The 25,852-nt window shown below is 59.3% G+C and carries 18 protein-coding genes and 1 pseudogene; 3 read left to right on the top strand and 16 right to left on the bottom strand.

Annotated features, from left to right (window positions below):
- Positions 1-97: 97 nt before the first annotated feature.
- From AB4N76_RS16465 to glnE, 16 genes and pseudogenes are all read right to left on the bottom strand, one after another.
- The gene (locus AB4N76_RS16465) at positions 98-982 is read right to left on the bottom strand and encodes a glycosyltransferase (protein WP_077432356.1); all 885 of its coding nucleotides are present in this window, start codon (positions 980-982) and stop codon (positions 98-100) included.
- Positions 979-2,133 carry a glycosyltransferase family 4 protein gene (locus tag AB4N76_RS16460; RefSeq protein ID WP_460163260.1) on the bottom strand — a complete coding sequence of 385 codons (1,155 nt, stop codon included), beginning with the start codon at positions 2,131-2,133 and terminating at the stop codon, positions 979-981. Before AB4N76_RS16460 ends, AB4N76_RS16465 begins: the two co-directional genes overlap by 4 nt.
- On the bottom strand, positions 2,130-3,572 hold the full coding sequence (locus tag AB4N76_RS16455; RefSeq protein ID WP_460163259.1) for a PIG-L deacetylase family protein: 1,443 nt from the start codon (positions 3,570-3,572) through the stop codon (positions 2,130-2,132). Before AB4N76_RS16455 ends, AB4N76_RS16460 begins: the two co-directional genes overlap by 4 nt.
- Positions 3,573-3,580: 8 nt before the next feature.
- Positions 3,581-4,477, bottom strand: coding sequence for an antimicrobial resistance protein Mig-14 (locus AB4N76_RS16450; RefSeq protein ID WP_460163258.1), 897 nt, complete (start codon positions 4,475-4,477; stop codon positions 3,581-3,583).
- Positions 4,477-5,607: a glycosyltransferase gene (locus tag AB4N76_RS16445; protein WP_046028336.1), complete on the bottom strand. Its 1,131-nt coding sequence runs from the start codon at positions 5,605-5,607 to the stop codon at positions 4,477-4,479. Before AB4N76_RS16445 ends, AB4N76_RS16450 begins: the two co-directional genes overlap by 1 nt.
- Positions 5,591-7,348 carry a carbamoyltransferase family protein gene (locus tag AB4N76_RS16440; RefSeq protein ID WP_046028335.1) on the bottom strand — a complete coding sequence of 586 codons (1,758 nt, stop codon included), beginning with the start codon at positions 7,346-7,348 and terminating at the stop codon, positions 5,591-5,593. Before AB4N76_RS16440 ends, AB4N76_RS16445 begins: the two co-directional genes overlap by 17 nt.
- Positions 7,349-7,575: 227 nt before the next feature.
- Positions 7,576-8,454 carry a DUF3800 domain-containing protein gene (locus AB4N76_RS16435; RefSeq protein WP_460163257.1) on the bottom strand — a complete coding sequence of 293 codons (879 nt, stop codon included), beginning with the start codon at positions 8,452-8,454 and terminating at the stop codon, positions 7,576-7,578.
- 28 nt (positions 8,455-8,482) lie between these two features.
- On the bottom strand, positions 8,483-8,818 hold the full coding sequence (locus AB4N76_RS16430; RefSeq protein ID WP_177412224.1) for a YceK/YidQ family lipoprotein: 336 nt from the start codon (positions 8,816-8,818) through the stop codon (positions 8,483-8,485).
- Between the two features lie 188 nt (positions 8,819-9,006).
- The gene (locus AB4N76_RS16425; protein ID WP_046028333.1) at positions 9,007-10,458 is read right to left on the bottom strand and encodes a lipopolysaccharide kinase InaA family protein; all 1,452 of its coding nucleotides are present in this window, start codon (positions 10,456-10,458) and stop codon (positions 9,007-9,009) included.
- A complete protein-coding gene (locus AB4N76_RS16420) occupies positions 10,458-11,210 on the bottom strand; it encodes a lipopolysaccharide kinase InaA family protein (RefSeq protein WP_046028332.1) in 753 nt (250 codons plus the stop codon). Before AB4N76_RS16420 ends, AB4N76_RS16425 begins: the two co-directional genes overlap by 1 nt.
- Positions 11,207-11,941 (bottom strand): lipopolysaccharide kinase InaA family protein, encoded by a 735-nt coding sequence (locus AB4N76_RS16415; RefSeq protein WP_077432351.1) that lies wholly within the window; start codon positions 11,939-11,941, stop codon positions 11,207-11,209. The genes AB4N76_RS16420 and AB4N76_RS16415 overlap by 4 nt, the downstream gene beginning before the upstream one ends.
- Positions 11,941-12,747, bottom strand: coding sequence for a lipopolysaccharide core heptose(I) kinase RfaP (rfaP, locus tag AB4N76_RS16410; RefSeq protein WP_046028330.1), 807 nt, complete (start codon positions 12,745-12,747; stop codon positions 11,941-11,943). Before rfaP ends, AB4N76_RS16415 begins: the two co-directional genes overlap by 1 nt.
- Positions 12,744-13,867: pseudogene (locus AB4N76_RS16405) on the bottom strand (glycosyltransferase family 4 protein). Before AB4N76_RS16405 ends, rfaP begins: the two are co-directional and overlap by 4 nt.
- Entirely contained in the window at positions 13,867-14,928 is a 1,062-nt protein-coding gene (waaC, locus tag AB4N76_RS16400) for a lipopolysaccharide heptosyltransferase I (protein ID WP_077432349.1), read from the bottom strand. Before waaC ends, AB4N76_RS16405 begins: the two are co-directional and overlap by 1 nt.
- Position 14,929: 1 nt before the next feature.
- Positions 14,930-15,964 carry a lipopolysaccharide heptosyltransferase II gene (gene waaF / locus AB4N76_RS16395; protein WP_460163256.1) on the bottom strand — a complete coding sequence of 345 codons (1,035 nt, stop codon included), beginning with the start codon at positions 15,962-15,964 and terminating at the stop codon, positions 14,930-14,932.
- Between the two features lie 131 nt (positions 15,965-16,095).
- Complete coding sequence (glnE, locus tag AB4N76_RS16390) at positions 16,096-19,035, bottom strand: bifunctional [glutamate--ammonia ligase]-adenylyl-L-tyrosine phosphorylase/[glutamate--ammonia-ligase] adenylyltransferase (RefSeq protein ID WP_109785410.1); 2,940 nt, start codon at positions 19,033-19,035, stop codon at positions 16,096-16,098.
- A 383-nt stretch (positions 19,036-19,418) separates the two neighbouring features.
- Here glnE and aceE point away from each other — a divergent pair, with 383 nt between their 5' ends.
- From aceE to AB4N76_RS16375, 3 genes are all read left to right on the top strand, one after another.
- Positions 19,419-22,064: a pyruvate dehydrogenase (acetyl-transferring), homodimeric type gene (gene aceE / locus AB4N76_RS16385; protein ID WP_046028319.1), complete on the top strand. Its 2,646-nt coding sequence runs from the start codon at positions 19,419-19,421 to the stop codon at positions 22,062-22,064.
- An 11-nt stretch (positions 22,065-22,075) separates the two neighbouring features.
- Positions 22,076-24,019, top strand: a complete 1,944-nt coding sequence (gene aceF / locus AB4N76_RS16380; protein ID WP_460163255.1) for a dihydrolipoyllysine-residue acetyltransferase — start codon at positions 22,076-22,078, stop codon at positions 24,017-24,019.
- 269 nt (positions 24,020-24,288) lie between these two features.
- Complete coding sequence (locus tag AB4N76_RS16375; protein WP_046028316.1) at positions 24,289-25,683, top strand: alkaline phosphatase D family protein; 1,395 nt, start codon at positions 24,289-24,291, stop codon at positions 25,681-25,683.
- Positions 25,684-25,852: the final 169 nt, after the last annotated feature.

Here is a 25,852-nt window from a genome sequence, read left to right as displayed (position 1 = left end):
GGCAGCAAGGTATGCCTGATACACCGTGTGTTCTGATTTTACGACTGCTTCGCAGCCGGACGCAGGCTTCGCCAGCTGCTACGTAGGGCGCGCTGGATCAGTCTTTTTCCAGTGGCGAGAAATACAGTCGCCCCAGACCACGCCAGGTCTTCTTGTTCCAGGCCTTTAACGGGATCTGCGCCAGCAGTTCGCGGGCCAGTTTGCGATCACGGTTGGCGGTCTTGAGGAACATCGAGCTGAGAAACTTGTAGCGAACCTCGTCATACAGCGGGTGATCGCTGAACAGCGCGTAGGTACGCAAGATGCTGTCGATCATGAAGCGATGGTTCTTGTAGGAGTTGGTGGCGTGCTTGCGATAGCGCGCCATCAGCACATTCAGACCATCGATAAAGTAACCGGCGTGGGTCACCTTCAGTTCGATCAGCAGGTCTTCCAGGCGAATGGTCGGATCGAACCCGCCCACCTTGTCCAGCGCTTCCCGGCGGATCATCAGGGTCGGGGCAGGTGGATAAGGTTTACGCTCCAGAAACATGTCATCGAAGTCCAGGCGACGGAACGGCACGTCACGGCGCTGACGCTTCTCCGGGTACAGATTGCCGTCGGCGTCGATCAGCTCGATATTGCCGGCGCAGATGCCGACCTCGGGCTTGCCATCCATGTGCGCGACCTGGGTGGCGATGCGTTCCGGCAGCATGATGTCGTCGGAACCAAACGGCACGATCAGACTGCCGCTGGAGCGAGCAATGGCGCCGTTGAGCGTGTTGGTCAGCCCCTGATTCTCCTGAACCCGAAAATCGAATCCATATTGCGCCTGCAACACCTTGATGCGTTCGACGCTGTCGTCTTTGGAACCGTCGTCGACCACCAGCAATTCGATGTTCTTATAGGTCTGGTTGAGGACGCTGAGAATGCTTTCCTCGATGTAGCGAGCGTGGTTGTACGACGCGATGATGACCGTGACGAGAGGTTGCGCGGCGCTCATGGTTGTTCCTTGCGGGCCTGTTCCAGGCCGGATTCGATCAGGTTCAGGTATTCCTGACGGAACACCTCGATGTCATGTTGTTCCTGGAGATAACGGTAGGCCTGCTCGCCCTTGGCCTTGAGTTCGTCATCCGCCAGCCCGAGGTAATTGTCCAGCGCCGCGACCAGGCTTGGCACGTCCTTGGGTGTAATCGCCAACCCGCCAGCGCCTTCGATCAGCGGCAGCATGGCGGGCACGTTGGAGGCGATCACCGGAAGATGCCCGCTCATGCCTTCGAGCAGCGCCAGCCCGAGGCCTTCAGCCAGGGACGGCATGGTCCAGATGTCGAATGCGCGAATGTATTGCAGGGCAATGTCCTTGAAGCCCAGCAAGTGCGCACGCCCGCTTAGGCCCAGGCGCTCGATTTCGGCACTCAGGCGAGACTCTTCGCGGCCGGCACCAATGATCGCCAACTGAGTGTTTGGGTACTTGTCCTTGAGCGCGGCAAACGCCTGCAACAGATAAATGTGGCCCTTGACCGGTACCAGGCGCCCCAGCGCGCCAATCAGGCGAACCGACGGATCGATGCCCAACAATTCGCGGGCACGCTCACGACTGTGCTGCAAACCTTCAGCCTGCTCGATGTCGATGGCGTTGGTGATGGCGTACGTGTTCTGGTCGGTGAAACCGCAATCGCAATCCAGCAGGTACTGTTTGACCGCCGGGGAGACACCGACAAAACGCCAGTGACGATCGATCAGGCGCTGGGTCTGGCGGCGTCGGTAAAACCGGTCGTACTCGCCAAAGCCATGGGAAATGCCGATGCACAGCGGCACTTTCAACCAGCGGTTAAGCGCCAGCATCATGTTCACAGGCTTGAAGCGGTTGCAGATCACCACGTCGAATTTTTCCGCGCGGCAAAACTTGTACAGCGTCCACATCGCCCGCAAACGCATGCCTTTGAGCGACTTGTCGGAAAACTCGAAATACACCGAACGGTCGGCTCGGCTGACGGCCTCGCCCGGCCCGGGCTTGCCCCGCAGGAACGCCGCCGTCACTTCATAGCGATCACTGGGCAGCGCCTTGACGATCTGCTCCGCGAGGTCGGCAAAATCATGGGCTTTGACGTTGTAGTCAGGCTGCAACTGCAGAACCTTTGACCGCTGGCTCATAACTCTCCCCGCTGCGAAACGTTTATTGGTGTGTGCTTGAGTATCCACAACAGCTCGTGACGCCGAACAGCCTTGCGAAAGAATTCGTTTTCGCCGTAGACCGGTGGCTTGCGCCCGGCCAGCAGCCGCTGGATCAACCGGCGCAGTCGGCGCTTGGCCGGCATGGGTGGTTGCAGGTCATGCATCATGCCCAACGCCATGGCTTTATCGCGCTGAAGTTCCAGCGACAACGGCAGGCAGCAAGGCTGCATTGGCGTGGCCGGTTCGAAGGCCGGCGGCAACGTGACGCCCTGACCGGCATCGCCCATTGGCCAACGGTCGTTGTCGTGCAGGTGATTAGCGTAGCCGAGCAGTGTCGTCGGCTGCCATTCGAGCCCTTGCAACGCCTCGATGACGGCCTGCTGGGCGCAGATATGATCAGGGTGCGGATCGAGCGTCGGATGCGGCAGCACGATCACTTCAGGACGCGCGCGCAGCAGCAGTTCGCGTAAATCGGCCAACAGGTTGTTCCAGGTCGGCGCTCCGTCGGCATCGCCCGGCAGGGCAAACGGGTTCAACTGGCGAAACAGACGCGTATCGCTCAAATCCGCTTCCCGCGAAGCCACCAGTTGCGCCGGGGTGGCCTGCATCGCGGCCAGTTGCAGACAGAAATACCCCAACTGCACGCAATGTGCTTCAGGGACGCCTGCCCAACGCGGGACGGCGACACTGTCCCACGCACGCAAACGCCCCTTGAGGCGTGCGGCCTCGACCTTGTCCAGGCCCAGTTGTTGATAGTGCCCGGCTTCGATTTCACCGGCCGTCAGGGTGACGATCCAGGCTTCATCGGCTTGACTGTACAAACCATAGGCAGCCAGTTCGGCGTCGTCGGCGTGAGGCGCAATCACCATCACCCGTTGACGGCGGAAGTCGGGCTGCTCCAGCGCCCACAACACCGGCTCGCCGAGCAAGCGGCAGTGGCGCCCACGCAGGCGCAATTCACCGCGCGACAGCGCTTGCGCCTGACCGCTGAGGTTCAGGTAACGCAAGCCGTTTACGCCGCGTTCAAAGGTTTGGCGATCCGGGTTGTCACCGCCCGACAGTTCCACCACCGGGTCAAAAAAGCGCCCCAACCAGCTGCTTTTAATCCGCAGCGCCAACACCAGCGTGGCATCGTCGACCAGCATGACGCCTTCATCCAGGCGCAAACGTTCCCCCTCCAGGCGAACCTTGGGTTGCGGGGTATACGCCGGGAAGCTGTATTGGTAATCGTCCTTGGGGGAGTAAAACAAGTGATCGGCAAACCATGCTTCGTGGGCAATCCAGCCCAAGACGGCGAGCACCAGCGGCAACCACCAGGCCACCAGCACGCCGATGGCTATCAACAGCATCAGCGCGACCAGCAGGCTAATGCGTTTGTTGCGCCGATGGCGCTTGAGCAGTTGCTGTTTGCGGCTCATGGTTTCACTCACACGGTAAAAACCGGTACAGGGTTGCACCAGCGGTCCTTGTACTCGCGGTCAGCGCGGCCGAAGGAAAACCGCAATGGCTTATCCAAGGCCCGCGCGTGTTCCCAAGCGCTTTGCGTGTTGAGAAAACTCAGGACGCTGCCGGGGCTGAACTCGCGGGTCTCGGGATCGACGCCACCGTTGATGTATTCGACGCTGATCCACTCGGGCGACTCGACGCGATACACCAATTGAATGGCAATCGGTGCATCGTTGAGGAAAATCACCGAACCGATCAGCAAGTCCCGCAACAGTTCGATCACCTCGCCCATACGCTCGGCACCCGTGGCCGGGAAGCCCCAGCGGCGCTGGAACAGGTCGCAATAAATCGCGGCCAACTCCGAGCTGGAAAATTCGGCGACCGGTCGCACAACGCCACCGGCTTCTTCCAGCAGGCGCAATTCACGGCGCTGGTTGTAGCGGAATTTCTTCGACAGTTCTTCCGGCGTGCGCGCCATGGCCAGTTGTTCGGCTTGCAACTTGATAGCGCTGAAACGGCCCTCGCTCAGCGCCGACAAATAACGCCCGCGATGACGCAGCGGTGCTTGAGCATCGGCGGCGGCCGGCAGGATCACCTCGGCATTGCCGAGGTCGAACAAGCCTTTTTTGCCACGGCGCTTGAGTACGTCCTTGGACAGCGCGAGGTCGCGCCCCCAGGTCGGAATGGCGGCTTTCACGTCACCGTTCTGTTCCCAGGCCAGATAGCGCACCGGAATGTCGGCCAGTTGCGCCAGGCGCTCAACCACCATGGGGTGCGTCGCGACGCTACCGCCAAATCGCTGCCAGGCCTGTGCATAAGTCGAGGCGTCGACTACCGTCCAGCCACGTTCGCGCCAGCCTTGAAATCGGTTGAGCATCAGCCCCTCGTCGCCAGTTCTGTGACGTGTGGCAAATGCCAGAAAGCATCGCGCACTGCGCGGTCGGAGAAACGCTCACGCAAGCGATCAAGCATCAGCTCGGCGCACTGGTGACGCTGCTGCTCGTCCATCGCGGCCAGATGCTGCAGCCCTTGAGCCAGACGCTCGGCATCCCCCAACGGGAACAGGATCCCGACACCTTCAACGACTTCCTTCGCGCCACCGCAAGCGGTCGCGAGCAACGGTACGCCGGCGGCCATGGCCTCGAGCAGCACCATGCCGAACGGTTCGTGATCGGAGCTCAAGGCAAACACATCGAAGGCCCGGAAGTAGCGACGGGCATCCGGCACTTGGCCGAGGAACAGCACCCGATCGCCAATGCCCAGTTCACGGGCCAGTTCCTTGAGGTCCTGTTCCAGTCGACCGCTACCGAGAATCACCAATTGGCTGTTGGCCGGCAACTGCGGCAATGCCAAGGCAAACCCGTGCAGCAGCGTGGCCTGGTCCTTGTCCGGGTGAAGCCGCCCGACGTTGCCGACAATCCAGGCATCCGCCGACAGGCCCAAGGTTTCCCGAGCCTCGCGAGCCGACACCTGGCTGGTCTGCAAGGCCGGCACATCGATGCGGTTATAGAGTGTTTGAGTCCGCCCGGCCGGCCATTTCGGCAGGCAACGGCGCATGTCGTCACGCACCGCATCGGAAACACCGAGCAGGCTGAGGCGCTTGCGGAAGAGATGGGCGAAGAGTTTGCGAGAGCCGCGTTTGTAATCGTCAAACCCGTGATGCACACCGATGACCGGCAACGAAGTGCCGAGCAAGGCGATGTAGATCGGTTTGAAACGGTGGGCAATGCAGAAGCTGAAATTGCGCGAAGCGGCGATCTTGCGCAGATCGCCGATGGCGCCCAGCTTCAGGCCACGAATGGCCTTGGAGCTGTATTCCATGAACAGCACTTCATCGGAAGCACAGCCCGCGGCAACTTCGCTATCGGCGGCACCGGTCAGAAAGACCGTGGTCACTCGATAACCAGTCCCCGCGAACAGGCTGGCGTACTGCCGGGCGCAGTCCAGAAACGGGCCGTCATAGCCGTGACAGAACTGCAGCACATGGCGTTCAGCCGAGCGAGTCATAAGCGTCCGCGCCTTCTTTGACCACCAGGATGTCTTCCATGATCAGGTATTGCAGGTCAGAGCCGAAGAACATGTTCAGGGCATCGGTCGGCGAGCAGATCATCGGTTCGCCACGACGGTTGAGCGAGGTGTTCAGCGACACGCCGTTGCCGGTCAGCACTTCCAGCGCCTTCATCATGTCGTAGTAGCGCGGATTGTATTCGCGCTTGAGCACCTGGGCCCGGGACGTACCGTCTTCGTGGACGACTTCCGGCACGCGGGTCTTCCACTCTTCAGCCACTTCGAAGGTGAAGGTCATGAACGGCGCAGGGTGATCGATCTTGATCATTTGCGGGGCGACGGTGTCGAGCATCGACGGGCAGAAAGGCCTCCAGCGCTCGCGGAACTTGATCTGGTGGTTGATACGGTCTGCCACGCCGACGGCGCTCGGGCAACCGATGATCGAACGCCCGCCCAAGGCACGCGGACCGAACTCCATGCGCCCCTGGAACCAGGCCACCGGGTTGCCGTCGACCATGATTTTGGCGATGTTTTCCGGCATGTTGTTCAGCTTGCGCCAGACCGGTTTGCTCGGGTGACGAGCGCAGGCAGCCAGCACGTCTTCGTTGGTATACGACGGACCGAGGTAGACGTGTTCCATCTTCTCGACCGGAACGCCACGGGCGTGGGACACATACGCCGCCGCGCCGACTGCCGTGCCAGCGTCGCCGGATGCAGGCTGTACAAACAGTTCTTTGACGTCATCGCGAGCGATGATTTTCTGGTTGAGCTTGACGTTCAACGCACAGCCACCGGCATAGGCCAGTTTGCCGGTTTCCTTGAGCACGTCGCCCAGGTAGTAGTCGATCATCTGCAGCGAGATTTTTTCGAACAGCGCTTGAATGCTCGCCGCGTAGTGGATGTACGGCTCGTCGGCGATGTCACCTTCGCGCTTGGGACCCAGCCACTCGATCAGCTTCGGCGAGAAGTAGTAACCCTTGCCCTTCTCTTTGTAACGACGCAGGCCGATCACGTTGGCGTAGTCGGTGTTGATCACCAACTCGCCGTTTTCGAACGAGGCCAGGCGCGAGAAATCATATTTGCTGGCGTCGCCGTACGGCGCCATGCCCATGACTTTGAACTCGCCATCAAGCATATCGAAACCAAGGAACTCGGTGATCGCGCCGTACAGGCCGCCGAGGGAGTCTGGATCGAAGAATTCCTTGATCTTGTGGATCTTGCCGTTTTCGCCGTAACCGAAGAAGGTCGTGGCGTACTCACCCTTGCCGTCGATCCCAAGGATCGCGGTTTTCTCTTTGAAACCGGAGCAGTGGTAGGCACTGGAGGCGTGAGCCAAGTGGTGTTCGACGGGTTCGATCTTGATTTTCTTCGGATCGAAGCCCAGTTGCTCAAGGCACCAGACGATCTTGTTGCGATAGCGCTTGTAGCGGCGGTTGCCCATCAGGATCGCGTCAAGTGCGCGGTCCGGGGCGTACCAGTAACGCTTGGCGTACTGCCAGCGAGCCTTGCCGAACAGGCTGATCGGGGCGAATGGAATCGCAACCACGTCAACGTCGGACGGCTTGATGCCCGCCTGCTCCAGGCAGAACTTTGCCGATTCGTAGGGCATGCGGTTCTTTGCATGTTTATCGCGCACAAAGCGCTCTTCTTCAGCCGCCGCGACCAGCTTGCCGTCGATGTACAAGGCTGCGGAAGGATCATGGCTAAGGGCGCCGGACAGGCCAAGAATCGTCAATGCCACAGGGGTCTAGCCTCTTTAGTCTGCATGCAGGCGACAAGCGCCTCAAAAATTAATGTGCCCTCGCAAGCGGCGAGAGACAGCTAAAGGGCGGGATTATAGCTTAAAAGCGACTGCAAACCTCTAGCGCGAAACGGCAGGCTCGCGCGTTGACAGCCGAAAGTCGTCGCCATAGACTCCTGTGCAAATGGACTGGGGGATCCCGGTCGGCGTTGCGGCCTCGGTGAGTTTCACCGGGGCTTTTCGCTTTCTGATGACGGAAAAATTTTCAAACCCCAATTTTCGAAACCTTCTCCCACATTATTACGACCACCACTGCAGTAGAACTTACGCTTTAGCACATCAAAGGCACGATTTTCTTGCCCTGACCGCAAAACGCTCATACCGATGGGTCTTGCAACAAGATCCGCCAGCTGCAGCCCCGTGGAATTCACTTGTTTAGTTGCAAAGACGATGTCGAACGGAAGCTGAATTCCCAGTCGATTTGCGCGATCACACATGCGACGAAACTCCAACTCAAGCTCGTTATCCTCCTTTTTCCCTCTTCGTTCGAAAATCACATGAGTCAACGCATTGTGATGATTCTTTTCCTGTAAAAACTCATAAAGCGTTTCCAGGCAAAAACCGAGGGCGACGTGATAGGGATTGTGCACAGCCCCCTGCTTTTCGCGAAGAGCGGCCTTGTCGATCACACAACTGATCAAAACGAAATTGCTTGCTTCAATAATGCCCGTCAGCTCATCAAGAAAGACATGTTTGTGTTGCCTGGACATGAACAGGCTAGAGAATGCGCCCTTCTCTTTTCTAATTTCCAGCTCATGCAGACCAATCAGGTCGTGCCCCATATGATTAAATTTAAACTTCTGAAGGGCAGGTATAACTTTCTCGCAATAGTGTCTTTTATGGAAAACACAAAAAGCGAGCACAAACATTGGATAGTTTGCATCTAGCTTCTGCATCCCATGATCGCCGCTCTCATCGACATAAATTATGAAATCGCTGTATTTCCCAACAGGCGGCAAGCGCTTTTTCGCCTCTACATTTGCGTCGGCTTCAGTTTCGCTTTCAAAAAGAAAAAACTGCTGAGAGGGCAAGTCAGGGGTCGACATGAAGCTATACACCGGATTACAAAAAGAACTACCCGCGGCCTGCGCGCCAGTAAATGCTGAGATTGCCATCGACCGTCTGACGATAAACCGTATAAGGCAAGCAAACCGTGTCCAGGACACCTGACAAGGTTAAATCCAGGAGCACGAACGGTACCAGGAAGCCAGTGGGGTCAGGCGGAGCATTCAATACGCAAAAATCGTAGGCGAGGCCGCTGTAAACCCGGGGAATGGACTGACAGTAGGTTTTTTGTTTTCTGAGACCGCGAGCCGCGTCTTCATCGTCCTGGAATACCGTCATAGCGGTCCCGCAGCCGGTTAGCGCAAGTGAAACAGCACCAAACATAACAGCCATTTTTATCGTCAAGATTTGCCCTCCGTGAACGTCAGGCAAACTAGCATCGTGGCTATTCAGGGCACAGTTCATGGGGGCTGTAGATCATGTAGGACGATTCATAAAAACTTGTCCCCTAATCTTCAGTGGCAGGTCGGACCTCATCGTCCGAATACCAACCGAAGCAAGCTTGCTCCGGATGGTATTACGACGATGGCAATTCAGGCAGCGCCAGAGATATCTTTGGGCAGACGCTGATCGATGACCTTATAAAGCGCACTGCTCTCTGGCCAATTGCGCATGAACCGCGCCCGATCCCGCGCATAGGCCGGGGCAAAGCTGCCCGCCGAGCCATGCTGGCACATCGAATCCAGATCGATCAGCGCCCAGCGATCCTCTTGCCAGAACAGGTTATGGCCCTTGAAGTCACCATGGCTGATGCGCTCGCCAATCAACTCGGCGAACAAATGATCCAGCGCCAGCAGCTCCGCTTCAGGGGCGTTGCCGCTGTCGACGAAAGGCGCGAAGCGCTCGATGATGTCCGGTCCCGGCAGATACTCGGTCACCAGATACGCCCGACTGCGCAGCCAGAGAAATCGCTTCTCCAGCAACGCCAACGGTTTTGGGGTCGCAATGCCAAGGAAGGCAAGACGATTGCCTTCACGCCACGAGTGCCACGCTCGGCTTGGACGCCAGAAGCGTTTGAGCCAGTGGGCAAAGCCTTTGATGTTGTAGCGCTTGATCACCAGCGTCCGACCATCAACCTCGACTTTTCCTACGCTCGCCGCGCCGCCGGTCTTGTACAAATGACCCTCATCGAGCAACGCGTCGGCCTGCTCCAGCACCGGCAGCATCGCGGTTTCTTCTTCGCGACGGATCGCCCGCAAGCCAAACGCACCACGCTGGACGCTGAACAGCGTGCATTCGCGACCGACTTTGATCAGGAAGTCCTTCAAACGCCAGGTACGAACCTTATCGATCTGCTTCTGCAAGGCTTCCATCGGCAAGGCGTGCTCGCCGTTGCTCAACAGGTAATACACCAGCAGTTCTTCGGTGAACGGTTCCAGCGACTTGGGCAACTGCGCAAAAAATACACCGAGGTTTTCCAGCACCTTTTGCCGTGACAACGGCTGGCCCGGCGTCTCGGCACAGACACCGCCACCATCGATCAGGTACAACCGACCGCGCTGACGCAACAGGTTGTCCAGATGCAGGTCTTCCTGCCAGAGCCCCTTGCGGTGCATTTGGCCGATAGCGCCCAACGCCTCGGCCAGTACGGCCCCTTGCATATCCGCCAGCACCGGCAAGTGTTCGACTTGTTTCCAGGTATCCCCCAGGCTTTCGGCGCCTTCGAGGAAGTCGAACAACAGCCAGCCGCCCTCGCCTTCTTTCAAACCGTCCACCAGCAATTGCGGCGTGGTCAGCCCTTGATCGGCAAGCAAGCGCACACCGTCCAGTTCACGCTGAAAATGTCGCGCCGCTTTGTTGCCGACCAACAATTTGGCCAGCACTGGACGGCCGCGCCAGACACCGGCGCCGACATATCGCTGCCCCGGCAAGACCCGCAACAGGCTCAGCAATTGCAACTCAGCGGTCCCTGCGGCGTCGGCCAGTGAAATGTTCAGTGGCAGGCCCGGGCTGCGGCCGGTCGTTTTCAGTTCGGACAAACGCATCAGCGCGCCTCCTTGCGACTGCGCCGCGCGGTCAAGCGAGCAACCCAGTTGTCCACCAACGAGCTGTCTTGCGCCTGACCCACGTAAGCCGCCAACATCTCGCGCAATTGGCTGGCGGTCCACTCCGGCGCACGGCGCAGCAAAGGCTCCAGGTCCTTGACCCGGTCACGCTGACCGAACAGCAGCGGCCGGGTTTTTTCCAGGTCGATCAACTGCGCCTGATAACCGTCGCCAGTTGCCCGCATGAAAATGTGTTTAGGGTAGAAGCAACCATGCACCTGCCGCACGCCGTGCAGCCGTCGCGCCAGTTCACCACAGGCTTTCAGGATGGCCGAATGTTGCACATCGCTCAGGTCTGCCCAGCGCTGCAACAGCGAGTCGAGGTCATCCCAGCCGTCCAGCGCACGCGTCAACAACACCGCACGGACTTCGCCATTAACCTTGCGCTCACCAAAAAAAACCGCCTGTAGCGCCGGAATACCGAGCGCTTGATAACGGCTGATGTTGCGAAACTCACGGGCAAAGCTCGGCTCGCCAAAGGGCGCGTGGAAGGTACGCGTCAGGTAGTTGCTCTGACGCTTGAGATAGAAACCACGACCTTCCAGATCCAGCCGAAACACACTGCTCCAGCCACCGCCGACAGTGTTGGGTTCATCCACCGCTTCAAGCTGCTTGGCCCATAGCGCATCGAACGTGGCGAGACCATGGCGCTCAAGCAGCGCACGGTCTTCAGCGGCCAGAAAATCAGTCATTCGCGTCCCTCGAAAAATCTCACTACGTGCCGGATCCGTTTCTTGTCGGCGGCATTGAGTCGGTCCCGCTGGCGGTACTGCAGATAAAAGCGCAAGCGCTGGGTGGCCGACAGGTGGTATTTGGCCACCTTGTCCAGGCAAGCCAGGTCTTTGGTGATCCGGTACTGGAGCCAGAAGCCGCGCCAGAAATGGCCGTTGGGGCAATCGATCAGGAACAATCGGGCTTGATCGTCGATCAGCAAATTGCGCCACTTCAAATCGTTATGAGCAAAGCGATTGTCGTGCATTACCCGGGTGTAATCCGCCAATTGCCGACTGACCGTATCGACCCAGGCACGGTCCGACAACTTGGGATCGTGCCGGTCAGCCAGTGCCGACAAGTCTTCAGTATTAGGCAGTTCACGCGTGATCATCGCTCCGCGGTCGTACGCTGCGCCGCGCCGCTCCAGGCCCCAGGCCACGACTTCGGCGGTGGGAATGCCCCACTTGGCGAAGCGTTTGAGGTTCTGCCACTCGGTCTTCACCCGGGGTTTGCCCAGATAACGGCGCAGGCCTTTGCCGGCACCGTTGTAGCGTTTGACGTAATAGTTGACGCCATTGCGATTGACGCGGATGACCTCGGACAACAGGTCGCGGGTCAGCCGCTCACCCTGCAGCGCGAACACCGCTTCAAGGCTGCCAAAATCTTCTGCCAGCTCACTGTAAGCAGGTTCCAGTTTCCAACCCGCCATCAGAGCGCATCCCCATATCGCTGTTTACGGTCATAAAGTTTGTTGGCTTTGCCTTCCAGCCAGGCGAGCAGCGACGCTTCTTCGGCCAGAATCTGGCGCAGCGGCTGTTGAAAGTAGCCTTTGAGGAAACGCAGCTTGTCACGCCGGGTCAGGCCGATGTCCAGGGCCGAAAAGTACAGCGCCGCCAGATCTTTATTGCGCCAGCGCCGAGTGATTGCCGAACGGGTCTGGGCACGATGCAGGTCAATCACTGAGAGTTTGAAATCGTCGGCGGTCACCGGTTTATCGGTGTGCAGCAGAAAATGGCAGATGTAGCAGTCGCGGTGGTTGACCCCGGCGCGATGCATCATGCCGGTCATGCGCGCCACTTCGGCGATCAGCGCACGCTTTAGCCTGGGCTCGGGCGGATTCTTGATCCAGTCGATGCTGAAGTCTTCGAGGCTGACGGTCGGCGCCAGCTCTTCGGTGACGATGAACGAGTGCTGGTCTGCCGGGTTGCTGCCCTTCTCGCCGTAGGCGACGGCGGTCATGGTTGGCACGCCGACTTCTTGCAGGCGCGCAATGGCTTTCCATTCCTGACCCGCGCCGAGGACCGGCAGCTTGGCCGTCAGCAGGTTTTTGAAGATCTCGCCCCAGCCAATGCCGCGATGGATCTTCACGAAAAAGCCATTGCCGTTCACTTCAGTGCGCAAGGTCCGGCGCGCTTCCAGTTCACGGTAAACCTCGCCCTCGAGGCCTTCGACTTCGGTGAACGCATCGCGTCCGGCCCAAAGGCTCTTGAACGGTTCAGCCAGCATCAACTTCATTTAGCGCGCTCCGCCAGAATCACATCGGCCGCGTGCTGCGGCATGCTGTAGAGGTCGGCCGTCTCGGCAAAGGCCAGACCGTTGCGGCTCCAGGCCGCCCGTGCTTGAGCGTCATTCAACATACCGGTCAGGTATCGGGTCAGTTGTGCCTGCTCGAAGGGTTCGTCGAGCACCAGGCCGGCGTCGGCCTCGGCGATGTAATGGGCATAGCCACACACCGCACTCACCAATACCGGCAGCCCGGCCACCAGGGCTTCGAGCAACACGGTCCCGGTGTTTTCGTTGTACGCCGGGTGGATCAACAGGTCGGCACCGAGCAGGAAACGCGGGATATCGCTACGGCCCTTGAGGAACGTCACGTTATCGCCAAGGCCCAATGTGGCGCTCTGCATCTGGAATAATTTGGGGTCATCCTGGCCAATTACAAACAGCCGGGTGCGTTTCTTCAGATCAGCGGGCAGCGCGGCCAGTGCCTTGAGGCTGCGATCCACGCCTTTGGTCTTGAACCCGGAGCCGATTTGCACCAGCAGCAACTCATCGTCTTTCAGGTTGAATTCGGCACGGAACCCGGCGCGAATCTCAGCGGCATTGGCCGGTGCACGACGGTCTTGGGAAATGCCCGGTGGCAGCAGATGGAAACGCTCCAGCGGCGTGTCGTAATGCTTGATGAACAGTGGCTGCTGCACTTCGGAAATCATCAGCACTTCGGTCTTGGCGTCTTTGGCGAACACCGCGCGCTCGTACTCGGCGAAGTGCCGGTAGCGGCCCCAACGGCGGTACAGCGAGTTGCGCAGATTCTGCGCCTTGTCTTCGAAGCAGCCATCGGCTGCATAGTAAACGTCCAGGCCCGGCATTTTGTTGAAGCCGATCAGCCGATCCACGGGACGCTTGGCCAGGTCGGCTTCCATCCACTCGCTGAGCTTCTCGTTGCGCCGATGATTGAACAGCGCTTTGACCGGTGCCACCAGCACTTCGAAACCCGGCGGAATGCCGCCTTCCCAGATCAACGTGTAGACACGAATCTGATGGCCGCGCTGCTGACATTCCAGGGCGATGCGCATGAAATCGCGCTGCAAGCCCCGAACGGAAAATACTTGTACAAGACGAATGCCAATTGCATCAGCGCAGCTCCTCAGCCAGTAACAACGTGCTCAGTCGGGTCGCGACACGCTCGGGATTCAGACGCGTGAAGCACAGGGGCCACTCGCGTTTCAGGTCAAACTGACGGGCATCCTGGGCCGTCGGTTGATACGTACATTTCTTTTGCAGGCACGGGGCGCACGGGAAGTCGCTGGCGATGTGAATCTGCGCTTTGCCATAGGCACCGGTCAGGCCCGGGTTGGTCGGGCCGAACAGCGACAAGGTCGGCACATCCAGCGCGGCGGCCAGATGACCCAGGCCGGTGTCCACGGCGACACACGCCTGTGCACCGGCCAGGACCTTGCCGACGCCCGCCAGATTCAGCTTGGGCAGCACTTCGACATGACGGAACCCGGCGGCGATGCGCTCGGCCCGGGCTTTCTCCACCGGATTGCCCCACGGCAGCTTCACGCCGACGCCGAGATAACCCACGCGCTCGGCCAGCTCACGCCAGTAGGCTTCCGGCCAGTGTTTGGTGTCCCATGTGGTGCCGTGCAGGAACAGCACATACGGATTCTTGCGCGGCAGTTCCACCAGGCGCTCGACGTTCAGGCCGTAATCACCCAAACCCTTGGGCAAGTCGTAACCCAATGCCAGCGCGAACAATTGACGCACCCGCTCTACCGCGTGTTGCCCACGGCCCACCGCCAGGCGACGGGAGTAAAAGCGCGCGGCCATCGGCTCGCGTGCCGAATCCTTGTCCAGCCCGGCGACCGGCGCCTTGACGTAGCGCGTCAACCAGGCACTTTTCAGCAAGCCCTGGGCGTCGATCACCAGATCATATTTTGTGGCTCGAACGCTTTGTTTGAAGCGCTTCCACTCGCCACTCTTGATGGTTTGCCAGATGTTCTTGCGCCAGCGACGGATCGCCACCGGGATCACCTTGCCCACGGCCGGGTGCCAGGTCGGGATCTCGGCAAAGCCTTCTTCCACCACCCAGTCAAACTTGATGCCGGGGATTGCCCGGGCCGCGTCGGTCAACGCTGGCAGCGCGTGAATCACGTCGCCCAGCGAAGACGTCTTGATCAACAGAACCCGCAAACTATTTGACCTCGACCACAGTGCCCTGCAACCGCTGCAAGGCTTCGTTAACCGCTTGCGGCATCAGTTGGCGCAGGCAGTTGTAATGACCGAACCGGCACGTGCGATCGAAGCAGGGGCTGCACTCGATGCCCAGGCGAACCACTTCGACATGCTCGGCCAACGGCGGGGTAAAACCTGGCGACGTCGAGCCGTAGATCGCCACCAATGGGCGGTTCAGCGCGGCGGCGACGTGCATCAGGCCGGAGTCGTTGGACACCACGGCATCGGCGCAGGACATCAAGTCGATGGCTTCGGCCAGCGAAGTGCCGCCGCTGAGGTTGACCGACTCTTCACGCAGGCCGGGAATCAGGCGCGCCCGGATGTCTTCGCCCACGGCGTGATCGTTTTTCGAACCGAACAACCAGACTTGCCAGCCTTCGCGAATCTTCGCTTCGGCGACCTTGGCGTAATGCTCGGACGGCCAGCGCTTGGCTTCACCGAACTCCGCACCGGGGCACAGGACCAACACCGGGCGGTCGAGGGCCAGGCCGAACTTGACCCGCGTCGCTTCGCGGGTGACCGGGTCGATCTGCAAGGTCGGGCGTGGATAGGGTTTCGGCAGTTCGGCGCCGGGTTCATGGGCCAGGGCCATGAAGCGCTCGATCATCAGCGGATAACGTTCTTTATCCAGCGTGCGCACGTCATTGAGCAGGCCGTAGCGGAATTCGCCACGCCAGCCGGTGCGCTTCGGGATGCCGGCGAAGAACGGCACCAGCGCCGACTTCAGCGAATTTGGCAGCAAAATCGCCTGGTCGTACTGACCGGCCAGGGATTTGCCGATACGCCGCCGGGTCGCCAGCTCCAAAGCGCCGTGGCCGAGCGGAAAGCTCAAGGCCTGGCGTACTTCGGGCATGCGTTCCAGGATCGGCCGGCTCCACTCGGGGGCCAGGACGTCGATTTCGCATTGCGGGTGGCGTTGCTTGAGACACTGAAACAGTGTCTGCGCCATCACCATGTCACCGACCCAACTGGGCCCAACGATCAGAATTTTCATGTGGTTTCCAAAAACGAACCGGGGAGGCATACGCCTCCCCGCCTCGAGAATTCTACAAAACACTGCAGATCTTTTGTGGCAGCGAGCTCACTCACCACCACATTGGGTATTGGATGTTTCAATATCCCGCTTCAGCTTAGCCCCAGCTCACGCCAGATTCGCAACACCTGTCGCCGTTCATCCGCGAACTGGTCGCCCGGTATGACCCCGGCGTCCTTCTGCAAGGCCTGCCGGTGAGCGGCGGAGCGATAGGCTTTATAGGCCTCGCGCAACAAGCTGGCGTCTTCGGCGGGCATCAGCCCTTCGTTTGCCAGCTCTTCCAGAATGCGGAAATTATCAGACCAGCGCAGCAATGACGGGCACGCTTGGGACCACGCCAGGGCCGCGTATTGCACCATAAATTCAATATCGACGATACCTCCGGCGTCCTGCTTGAGATCAAACGGCGCCGTGGCTTCGAAGGCATTCGCCCCGGTCCCGGCCGCCGTACTCTTGGTGCCGAGGTTATCGCGCATCTTCGCGCGCATCTCACTGACCTCCTGACGCAGGGTCGCCAGGTCTCGCGGCTTGCCCAGCACCGCCGCGCGAACCCGCTCGAATTCCCGACCGACATCCGCGCTGCCCACCAGCACTCGCGCCCGAACCAGCGCCTGATGCTCCCAGGTCCAGGCCTCGCCGTGTTGATAACGGGCAAATGCACCGAGCGAACTCACCAGCAACCCCGCTGCACCCGAAGGTCGCAAGCGCATGTCCACTTCATACAGCTGACCGGAGTTGGTCTGTGCCGTCAGCAAGTGAATGATCCGTTGCCCCAGGCGGGTGAAAAACTGCGCACCATCGATTGGTTTTGGTCCGTCGGTTTCTGCCAGTGGATCGCCATCGTGGATAAACACCAGATCCAGGTCCGAAATATGCCCGAGTTCCAGCCCGCCGACTTTCCCATAACCGACAATGATGAAGTCGGGATCGCACAACCTGCCGTCAGCACGCAACGGCGTGCCGTACTTGGCCACGGTCTGGTGCCAAGCCAGGGCCAACACTTGTTCAAGAATAGCTTCGGCGAGCCAGGTCAAGTAATCGCTGACTTTCATCAACGGCAGGCTGCCGGCGATTTCCGAGGCGGCGACGCGCAAGCGGTGCGCCAGTTTGAAATGGCGCAGGGCTTCCATCTGCTGTTCGAGGTCGTCCTCGGGAATCCGCATCAGGCGCTCGCGCAATTCGGCGGCCAGCTCCGGCGCCAGTGGTGGCTTGAACAGCCGGCCTTCGTTGAGCAATTCGTCGAGCAGCAGCGGGAAGCGCGTGATTTGCTCGGCGATCCACGGGCTAGCGGCGCACAAGGTCATCAAGCGTCGCAGTGCGCCGGGGTTTTCGGTCAGCAACACCAGATAGGCGGAACGACGGGCCACGGCTTCAACCAGCGGCAGCACGCGCTCCAGCACCAGGTCGGGGTTGGCATGCTCGACGGCCTGAGCCAGCAAGCGTGGAATAAAGGCATCAAGGCGTTCACGCCCCAAACGCTGCATCGCACGAAGTTGCGGACTGCCGCGCAGTCCCGCCAAGGCTTTCAGGGCCTTGGTGGCGTCCTTGAAACCACCCTCCTCCAACTGCCGGCAAGCCGCCTCTTCGTCCTGGGCTTCTTCCCACAACGGCAGCCATTCACCGCCAACCACTACTTCGCTTTCGCCGCCTTGCTCTTCATCAGGATCGGCAATCACCTGAGCGAAATGCCAGGCCACGCGCCCACGCCAATACATCAGTTGCTCATGGAAGGCGTCCCAGTCGGCGAAGCCCATCATAAAGGCAATGCGCGCCTGGTCCTGCGCGCTATCCGGCAGCATCTGGGTCTGGCGGTCGGCAATCGCCTGAATCGCGTGTTCGGTGTAACGCAGGAATTCGTAGCCTTCGCGCAACTCGCTGATCACTGCCGGCGGCAGGTAACCCTGACCTTCCAGTGTGCTCAGTACTTTTAATAGAGGGCGTTGTTGCAGGCTCAGGTCGCGGCCGCCATGAATCAGCTGGAACGCCTGGGCGATAAACTCGACTTCACGAATGCCGCCAGAGCCGAGCTTGATGTTGTCGGCCATGCCTTTGCGCCGGACTTCCTGCTGGATCAGCTGCTTCATGGTGCGCAGCGCTTCGATGGCCGAGAAGTCCAGGTAACGCCGGTAAACGAAGGGGCGCAGCATGTCCTGCAATTGCGCACCAGTCACCTGATCACCCGCCACCACGCGCGACTTGATCATCGCGTAGCGCTCCCAGTCACGCCCCTGATCCTGGTAATACTGCTCCAGCGCATTGAAGCTCAAGACCAACGCACCTGCCGAACCGTAAGGGCGCAGACGCATGTCGACGCGGAACACGAATCCGTCGACCGTCATCGGGTCCAGCGCCTTGATCAGGCGTTGGCCCAGACGAATGAAGAATTCCTGGTTATCCAGTGAGCGCTTCACACCGACGGTTTCGCCACCCTCGGGGTAGGCAAAGATCAGGTCGATGTCCGACGACAGGTTCAACTCCACCGCGCCGAGTTTGCCCATGCCGAGGATGACCATTTGTTGCGGCTCGCCACTGCGGCGGCCGGTCGGCACACCAAACTGCTCGCAATGACGCGAATACAACCACTGATAGGCCTGATCGATACTCGCATCGGCCATGTCCGAGAGGTCGCGGCAGGTCTGAACCAGGTCGGCCTGGCGGGTCAGGTCGCGCCAGATGATCCGCACTTGCTGGCGGGTGCGCTGACGGCGCAGGGCGCGGCCGAGTTCGTCCTCGGTTTGCGCCGCATTCACCGCTGCCGCAATCTGCCCGCACAACTCGCCGGGGGCAAAACCGCGATCCAATTCGCCGGACTCAACCAGCCCCAGCAACATCAAAGGGTCACGCACACTCTGTTCAATCACAAAGTCGCTGGCGGCCACGACGCGGGCGAATTGCGCCCAGCGTTCAGGTGTCCAGGTGGAGAGCCGATGATCGTCCTCAAGGGCCGCAACGGCGGTGCGCAGCGACTGTTCGGCGCGGGTGACAAGCGGCAGGAGAATGCCGGGCAGTTCGGCAAGCGTGGGAAGGCTCATGGTCTATCCTTGATCGGCGTACAACGGGTTGCATGTAGTGAATTTTCATATTGCACTACGTGAAGGACTGTCGAACAAAAGTTAGAAATAGCTGAAAATTCTTTATTTTTGGCAGTGAACATCAAGCTTTCACCTTTTGTGGTTGGTAAAAGACCAACCTTAACGATTATTCTCACAACGCAGCCGGAGGCCACAAGCCATTCATCTGTAGTTTTACTACTCGTATATACATTCGAAAGGCTGAAATGCCCGAAGATTTGTAGTAAAACTACACGCCGCCGGAACAACCTCTCGGCAATCCAAGAATTTATATCGTCTGCCCACAAGGCCAGTCGCAAACTCAGGCAACCGATTCTGGAAGCCTTTCCGCCCTGGAGCAAGCCATGCAAGACCTCGATCCCGTCGAAACCCAGGAATGGCTGGACGCCCTGGAATCGGTTCTCGACAAAGAAGGCGAAGACCGCGCTCACTATCTGATGACCCGTATGGGCGAACTGGCGACCCGCAGTGGCTCGCAGCTGCCTTACGCCATCACCACGCCGTACCGCAACACCATTCCCGTAACCCACGAAGCACGCATGCCTGGCGACCTGTTCATGGAACGCCGCATTCGCTCGTTGGTACGCTGGAACGCGATGGCCATGGTGATGCGTACGAACCTGAAAGATTCTGACCTGGGCGGTCACATCTCCAGCTTCGCCTCCAGCGCCACCCTGTATGACATCGGCTTCAACTACTTCTTCCAGGCCCCGACCGACGAACACGGCGGCGACCTGATCTACTTCCAGGGTCACACCTCGCCAGGCGTTTACGCCCGTGCGTTCATGGAAGGCCGCATCACCGAAGACCAGATGAACAACTTCCGCCAGGAAGTCGACGGTCAGGGCCTCTCGTCCTACCCGCACCCTTGGCTGATGCCTGATTTCTGGCAGTTCCCGACCGTATCCATGGGCCTGGGCCCGATCCAGGCGATCTACCAGGCACGTTTCATGAAGTACCTGGAAGCCCGTGGCTTCATCCCTGAAGGCAAGCAGAAAGTCTGGTGCTTCCTGGGCGACGGCGAGTGTGACGAGCCGGAATCCCTGGGCGCCATCTCGCTGGCTGGCCGCGAGAAGCTCGACAACCTGATCTTCGTCATCAACTGCAACCTGCAGCGCCTCGACGGCCCGGTTCGCGGGAATGGCAAGATCATCCAGGAACTCGAAGGCGTGTTCCGCGGTGCTCAGTGGAACGTGACCAAAGTCATCTGGGGCCGTTTCTGGGACCCACTGCTGGCCAAGGACGTCGACGGTATCCTGCAACGTCGCATGGACGAAGTCATCGACGGCGAGTACCAGAACTACAAAGCCAAAGACGGCGCGTTCGTGCGTGAACACTTCTTCAACTCGCCAGAACTCAAGGCGATGGTTGCTGATCTGTCCGACGACGAGATCTGGAAACTCAACCGAGGCGGCCACGACCCGTACAAGGTCTACGCGGCGTACCACGAAGCGGTCAACCACAAAGAACAGCCAACCGTCATCCTGGCCAAGACCATCAAAGGTTATGGCACCGGTGCCGGCGAAGCGAAGAACACCGCGCACAACACCAAGAAGGTTGATGTTGAAAGCCTGAAGCTGTTCCGCGATCGTTTCGACATCCCGGTCAAAGACGAAGAGCTGGAAAACCTGCCGTTCTTCAAGCCAGAGCCAAACAGCGCCGAAGCCCGCTACCTGAGCGAGCGCCGCACTGCACTGGGCGGTTTCGTACCACAGCGCCGCGCGAAGAGCATCAGCGTGCCAACGCCGCCACTCGATACCCTCAAGGCAATCCTTGATGGCTCGGGCGACCGTGAGATTTCCACCACCATGGCGTTCGTGCGGATCCTCGCGCAACTGGTCAAGGACAAGGAAATCGGCTCGCGCATCGTGCCGATCATCCCGGACGAAGCCCGTACCTTCGGTATGGAAGGCATGTTCCGTCAGTTGGGCATCTACTCCTCCGTCGGCCAGCTCTACGAGCCAGTCGATAAAGACCAGGTGATGTTCTACAAGGAAGACAAGAAGGGCCAGATTCTCGAAGAAGGCATCAACGAAGCAGGCGCCATGAGCTCCTTCATCGCTGCCGGTACTTCGTACTCCAGCCACAACCAGCCAATGCTGCCGTTCTACATCTTCTACTCGATGTTCGGCTTCCAGCGTATCGGCGACCTCGCCTGGGCCGCTGGCGACAGCCGTACCCGTGGCTTCCTGATCGGCGGCACCGCCGGCCGGACCACGCTCAACGGCGAAGGCCTGCAACACGAAGACGGTCACAGCCACATCCTGGCTGCCACCATCCCGAACTGCCGCACCTATGATCCGACCTACGGCTACGAGCTGGCGGTGATCATTCAGGACGGCATGAAGAAGATGACCGAAGAGCAACAGGACGTCTTCTACTACATCACCGTGATGAACGAGTCCTACCAGCAGCCAGCCATGCCGGCCGGTGCCGAAGAAGGCATCAAGAAAGGCATGTACCTGCTTGAAGAAGACACCCGCGAAGCGGCGCACCACGTTCAGCTGATGGGCTCCGGCACCATCCTGCGTGAAGTGCGTGAAGCGGCGAAGATTCTGCGTGAAGAGTTCAACGTCGGCGCTGACGTATGGAGCGTTACCAGCTTCAACGAACTGCGTCGCGACGGCCTGGCCGTAGAGCGCACCAACCGTCTGCACCCGGGCCAGAAGCCTAAACTGAGCTACGTCGAAGAATGCCTGAACGGCCGTAAAGGTCCGGTGATCGCTTCTACCGACTACATGAAGTTGTTCGCTGAGCAAATTCGTCAGTGGGTCCCGTCCAAGGAATTCAAAGTCCTGGGCACCGACGGTTTCGGCCGCAGCGACAGCCGCAAGAAACTGCGTCATTTCTTCGAAGTCGACCGTCATTTCGTGGTGTTGGCAGCCCTGGAAGCACTGGCTGACCGTGGTGACATCGAACCTAAGGTTGTGGCTGAAGCCATTACCAAGTTCGGTATCAACCCGGAAAAACGCAACCCACTGGACTGCTGAGGAGAGATTCTGTGAGCGAACTCATTCGCGTACCTGACATCGGCAGCGGTGAAGGTGAAGTAATTGAACTGTTTGTGAAGGTCGGCGACCGTGTCGAAGCCGACCAGAGCATCCTGACGCTGGAATCGGACAAGGCGAGCATGGAAGTGCCTGCGCCGAAGGCCGGTATCATCAAGAGCCTGAAAGTGAAGCTGGGCGATCGCCTGAAAGAAGGCGACGAACTGCTCGAGCTGGAAGTTGAAGGTGCCGCTGCTGCGGCCCCTGCGGCTACCGCTGCCGCTGCGCCTGCTGCAAAAGCTGAAGCGAAACCGGCGGCAGCTCCAGCCGCTGCGCCGGCTGCCGCTTCGATTCAGAAAGTGCACGTGCCGGATATCGGTTCGGCGGGCAAGGCCCAGATCATCGAGATCCAGGTCAAGGTCGGCGACACCGTCGCAGCTGATCAATCGCTGATCACCCTGGAGTCCGACAAGGCGAGCATGGAAATCCCGTCGCCTGCCGCTGGCGTGGTCAAGGCCATCAGCGTCAAGCTCAACGACGAAGTCGGCACTGGCGACCTGATCCTGGATCTGGAAGTGGCGGGTGCCGCGGCACCGGCTGCTGCTCCGGCCCAGGCTGCCGCTCCAGCTGCTGCCGCTGCGCCTGCTCCTGCAGCAGCCCCGGCTGCACCGGTTGCCGACAGCGTTCAGGACATCCACGTCCCGGACATCGGTTCGTCGGGCAAGGCCAAGATCATCGAAGTCCTGGTCAAGGCCGGCGACACCGTTGCAGCCGACCAGTCGCTGATCACCCTGGAATCCGACAAGGCGAGCATGGAAATCCCGTCGCCTGCCGCTGGCGTGGTGGAAAGCGTTTCCATCAAGCTCGATGACGAAGTCGGCACCGGCGACCTGATCCTCACGCTCAAAGTCAAAGGCGCTGCGCCTGCCGCTGCCCCGGCTCCGGCCGCTGCTGCACCGAGCGCTCCAGCTCCTGCCGCCGCACCGGCTGCTGCTCCGGTAGCTGCTGCACCTGTCGCTGCACCGGCCAAGCCAGGCGCCAAGGTTCACGCCGGCCCGGCTGTACGCCAACTGGCGCGCGAGTTCGGCGTCGAGCTGAACGCCGTCGGCGCCAGTGGCCCGCACGGTCGCATCCTGAAAGAAGACGTGCAGGTTTACGTCAAAGCCATGATGCAGAAGGCCAAGGAAGCACCGGCCGCTGCGGCTGGCGCAACCGGCGGCGCGGGCATCCCGCCGATTCCGGTCGTGGACTTCAGCCGCTTCGGTGAAACCGAAGAAGTGCCGATGACTCGCCTGATGCAAATCGGCGCGTCGAGCCTGCACCGCAGCTGGTTGAACATTCCACACGTGACTCAGTTCGATTCGGCTGATATCACCGACCTGGAAGCGTTCCGCAACGCTCAGAAAGCCGTTGCAGAGAAGGCTGGCGTCAAGCTGACCATCCTGCCGCTGCTGCTCAAGTCGTGCGCGCACCTGCTCAAGGAACTGCCGGACTTCAACAGTTCGCTGGCACCAAGCGGCAAAGCGATCATCCGCAAGAAGTACGTGAACATCGGCTTCGCGGTCGACACCCCTGAAGGCCTGCTGGTACCGGTCATCAAGAACGTCGATCAGAAGAGCCTGTTGCAACTGGCAGCCGAAGCCGCTGCGCTGGCCGCCAAAGCCCGCGACAAGAAGCTCACCGCTGACGACATGCAAGGCGCCTGTTTCACCATTTCCAGCCTTGGCCACATTGGCGGCACCGGCTTCACGCCGATCGTCAACGCGCCGGAAGTGGCGATCCTTGGTGTTTCCAAGGCAACCATCCAGCCAGTCTGGGACGGCAAAGCCTTCCAGCCGAAACTGATGCTACCGTTGTCGTTGTCCTACGATCACCGTGTGATCAACGGCGCCGCTGCTGCACGCTTCACCAAGCGTCTGAGCGACCTGCTGGCGGACATCCGCACCATCCTGCTGTAACACCGAACGGCCCTCTCTCACCGGAGGGCCGTTCGCGTTCCACGTTTTCCGAGCGCCACGCTCGTACCTCAACCCCGCCAATTTGGCGGGGCTTTTTTTGCCTGGCAGAAAGTTTCTTCCTACATTCGTTGCTGACGTCGGCCACAACGCCAGTCCACTTTCGCTCGATATTTTTTTTTGCGTACTAACTAGTCTTAGTTCGACAGTATTTTCTTTTAAATACTGCAACCCCTTCTACTTAGTTAGCGTCACTTCGAATGGATTCGAATATGTTTAAACCGACTGTCGGCCCTATTATTGGCCACACAACTACAAACCACGCGCGCATTTTTCTTCGCGGCAAACTTCAAGACACTTCATTGGTATTTGCAGGTGTTCGTTATCGACGCCTGGGTGAAGAGCACTGGTCCCGAGGCGAATTTGTAAAACTGACGATCGTGCGCGACATGAGCGATGTGATTGCACTCAATGAATTGGCCAGCGACACCGAGTACGAATATCAGGCCGGCTGGTTCAGCCCGATGAGCCCGGTGCATACCGTGGAGACGGTCCAGGAGCTGCCATTGCAATGGCCTCGGGATATTTATCGCTTTCGTACGCAGTCCAGCAAAACCACCACGCCACGGGGGTATATCGTTGGCTCATGCCGCTACCTTCGAATGACCGCAGGGATACCGTCGGCCCCGCACCTGGGCGACCGCATATTCGCTTCGATTACAGATCTTGCGCAGCGGGCGGAACCGCCCATCAGCGCCACATTGATGACCGGAGACCAAATCTATGTCGATGACTTGAACGTTATTGCTCCCGACCGGGAGTACAAGGAAATACTCAGCAAGTATCGAGTGGCTTTTTCTCAACCCAATATCAGCAAGTTAATGTCCGGCACTCCAACTTACATGATCCTCGACGACCATGAAATAGAAGACAACTGGCCTGCCAATAAAAGCAAAACAGATGACTACTTATACAAAAACGCCATCACGGCGTATGAGTTGTATCAAGCCAGCCATAGCCCGGCGCATAAACTTCTTGCCGACGGACAGATAAGTAGAGCACTCGAACAGTATTGGTATGAGTTCAGCGAAGGCGATATTGAATGGTTTGTCACCGACAGCCGCACTCGACGCAATTTGTCGGCCGATGATCGCCGTATCCTTGATGAAGAACAGGAACAGGCGCTGTGCAAATGGCTGATCCACAGCCCGGCCCGGGTCAAATTTGTGGTAACCAGCGTGATGTTCTACCCCGACCGCAAAACCTTGGGCGATGACGCCTGGAAAGCCTTCCCGGAACAACGCCTGCGATTGCTGGAAACGATTCGTACGCACCGCATCAAGAACGTGATCTTCGTCTCGGGCGATGTCCACGGCTCTTTGACGAGTCGTCTGACCCACAGCGAAGACCCGGACTTCGAGGTGCACACCATCGTCTCCTCGCCCCTGTACAACAGCAAACTGCTGCCGTATGCCAAGGCTTCCACGTTCATCCTGGATCAGGCGTTGGCGAAAACGGCTGCGGGGGACTACCGTCATGAACTGACCAGCCAGGTGGTCAGCCAGGACAATTTTGCCCATCTGGTCGTTGATAGAGAGCACATTCAGGTTAATTACCACGACCGGGACGGCAAACCATTACAAACGATCAATATCCCTCTGGCCTAGTAAAGAAGGCCAAATGCATAAGTTTTAAGCGCGCGCTGGAGAAAACTTCACGCCTGCCGACATATTCTTATAGCACTTGGCCTTCATGTCTCTTGTCAGTCAGTGCCGCAATGATGCAACCTTGCCGCAGACAACAGTTAAGAGGGCGAGAGCCCGGCGCGATCAGCAT

The sequence above is a fragment of the Pseudomonas sp. S2_F03 genome (assembly GCF_054668335.1).
Note: the sequence above shows the minus strand (reverse complement) of the source record. Positions and strands in the feature narration are given on the sequence as shown.

Bases quoted from the DNA above. Each gene is read 5' to 3' on its own strand.
- AB4N76_RS16450 (WP_460163258.1), bottom strand. From the start codon at position 4,477: ATGCTCAACCGATTTCAAGGCTGGCGCGAACGTGGCTGGACGGTAGTC.
- AB4N76_RS16465 (WP_077432356.1), bottom strand. From the start codon at position 982: ATGAGCGCCGCGCAACCTCTCGTCACGGTCATCATCGCGTCGTACAAC.
- rfaP (WP_046028330.1), bottom strand. From the start codon at position 12,747: ATGAAGTTGATGCTGGCTGAACCGTTCAAGAGCCTTTGGGCCGGACGC.
- AB4N76_RS16445 (WP_046028336.1), bottom strand. From the start codon at position 5,607: ATGACTCGCTCGGCTGAACGCCATGTGCTGCAGTTCTGTCACGGCTAT.
- AB4N76_RS16415 (WP_077432351.1), bottom strand. From the start codon at position 11,941: ATGGCGGGTTGGAAACTGGAACCTGCTTACAGTGAGCTGGCAGAAGAT.
- waaF (WP_460163256.1), bottom strand. From the start codon at position 15,964: ATGAAAATTCTGATCGTTGGGCCCAGTTGGGTCGGTGACATGGTGATG.
- AB4N76_RS16455 (WP_460163259.1), bottom strand. From the start codon at position 3,572: ATGAGCCGCAAACAGCAACTGCTCAAGCGCCATCGGCGCAACAAACGC.
- AB4N76_RS16460 (WP_460163260.1), bottom strand. From the start codon at position 2,133: ATGAGCCAGCGGTCAAAGGTTCTGCAGTTGCAGCCTGACTACAACGTC.
- AB4N76_RS16420 (WP_046028332.1), bottom strand. From the start codon at position 11,210: ATGACTGATTTTCTGGCCGCTGAAGACCGTGCGCTGCTTGAGCGCCAT.
- AB4N76_RS16375 (WP_046028316.1), top strand. From the start codon at position 24,289: ATGTTTAAACCGACTGTCGGCCCTATTATTGGCCACACAACTACAAAC.
- glnE (WP_109785410.1), bottom strand. From the start codon at position 19,035: ATGAGCCTTCCCACGCTTGCCGAACTGCCCGGCATTCTCCTGCCGCTT.
- aceE (WP_046028319.1), top strand. From the start codon at position 19,419: ATGCAAGACCTCGATCCCGTCGAAACCCAGGAATGGCTGGACGCCCTG.
- AB4N76_RS16425 (WP_046028333.1), bottom strand. From the start codon at position 10,458: ATGCGTTTGTCCGAACTGAAAACGACCGGCCGCAGCCCGGGCCTGCCA.
- AB4N76_RS16435 (WP_460163257.1), bottom strand. From the start codon at position 8,454: ATGTCGACCCCTGACTTGCCCTCTCAGCAGTTTTTTCTTTTTGAAAGC.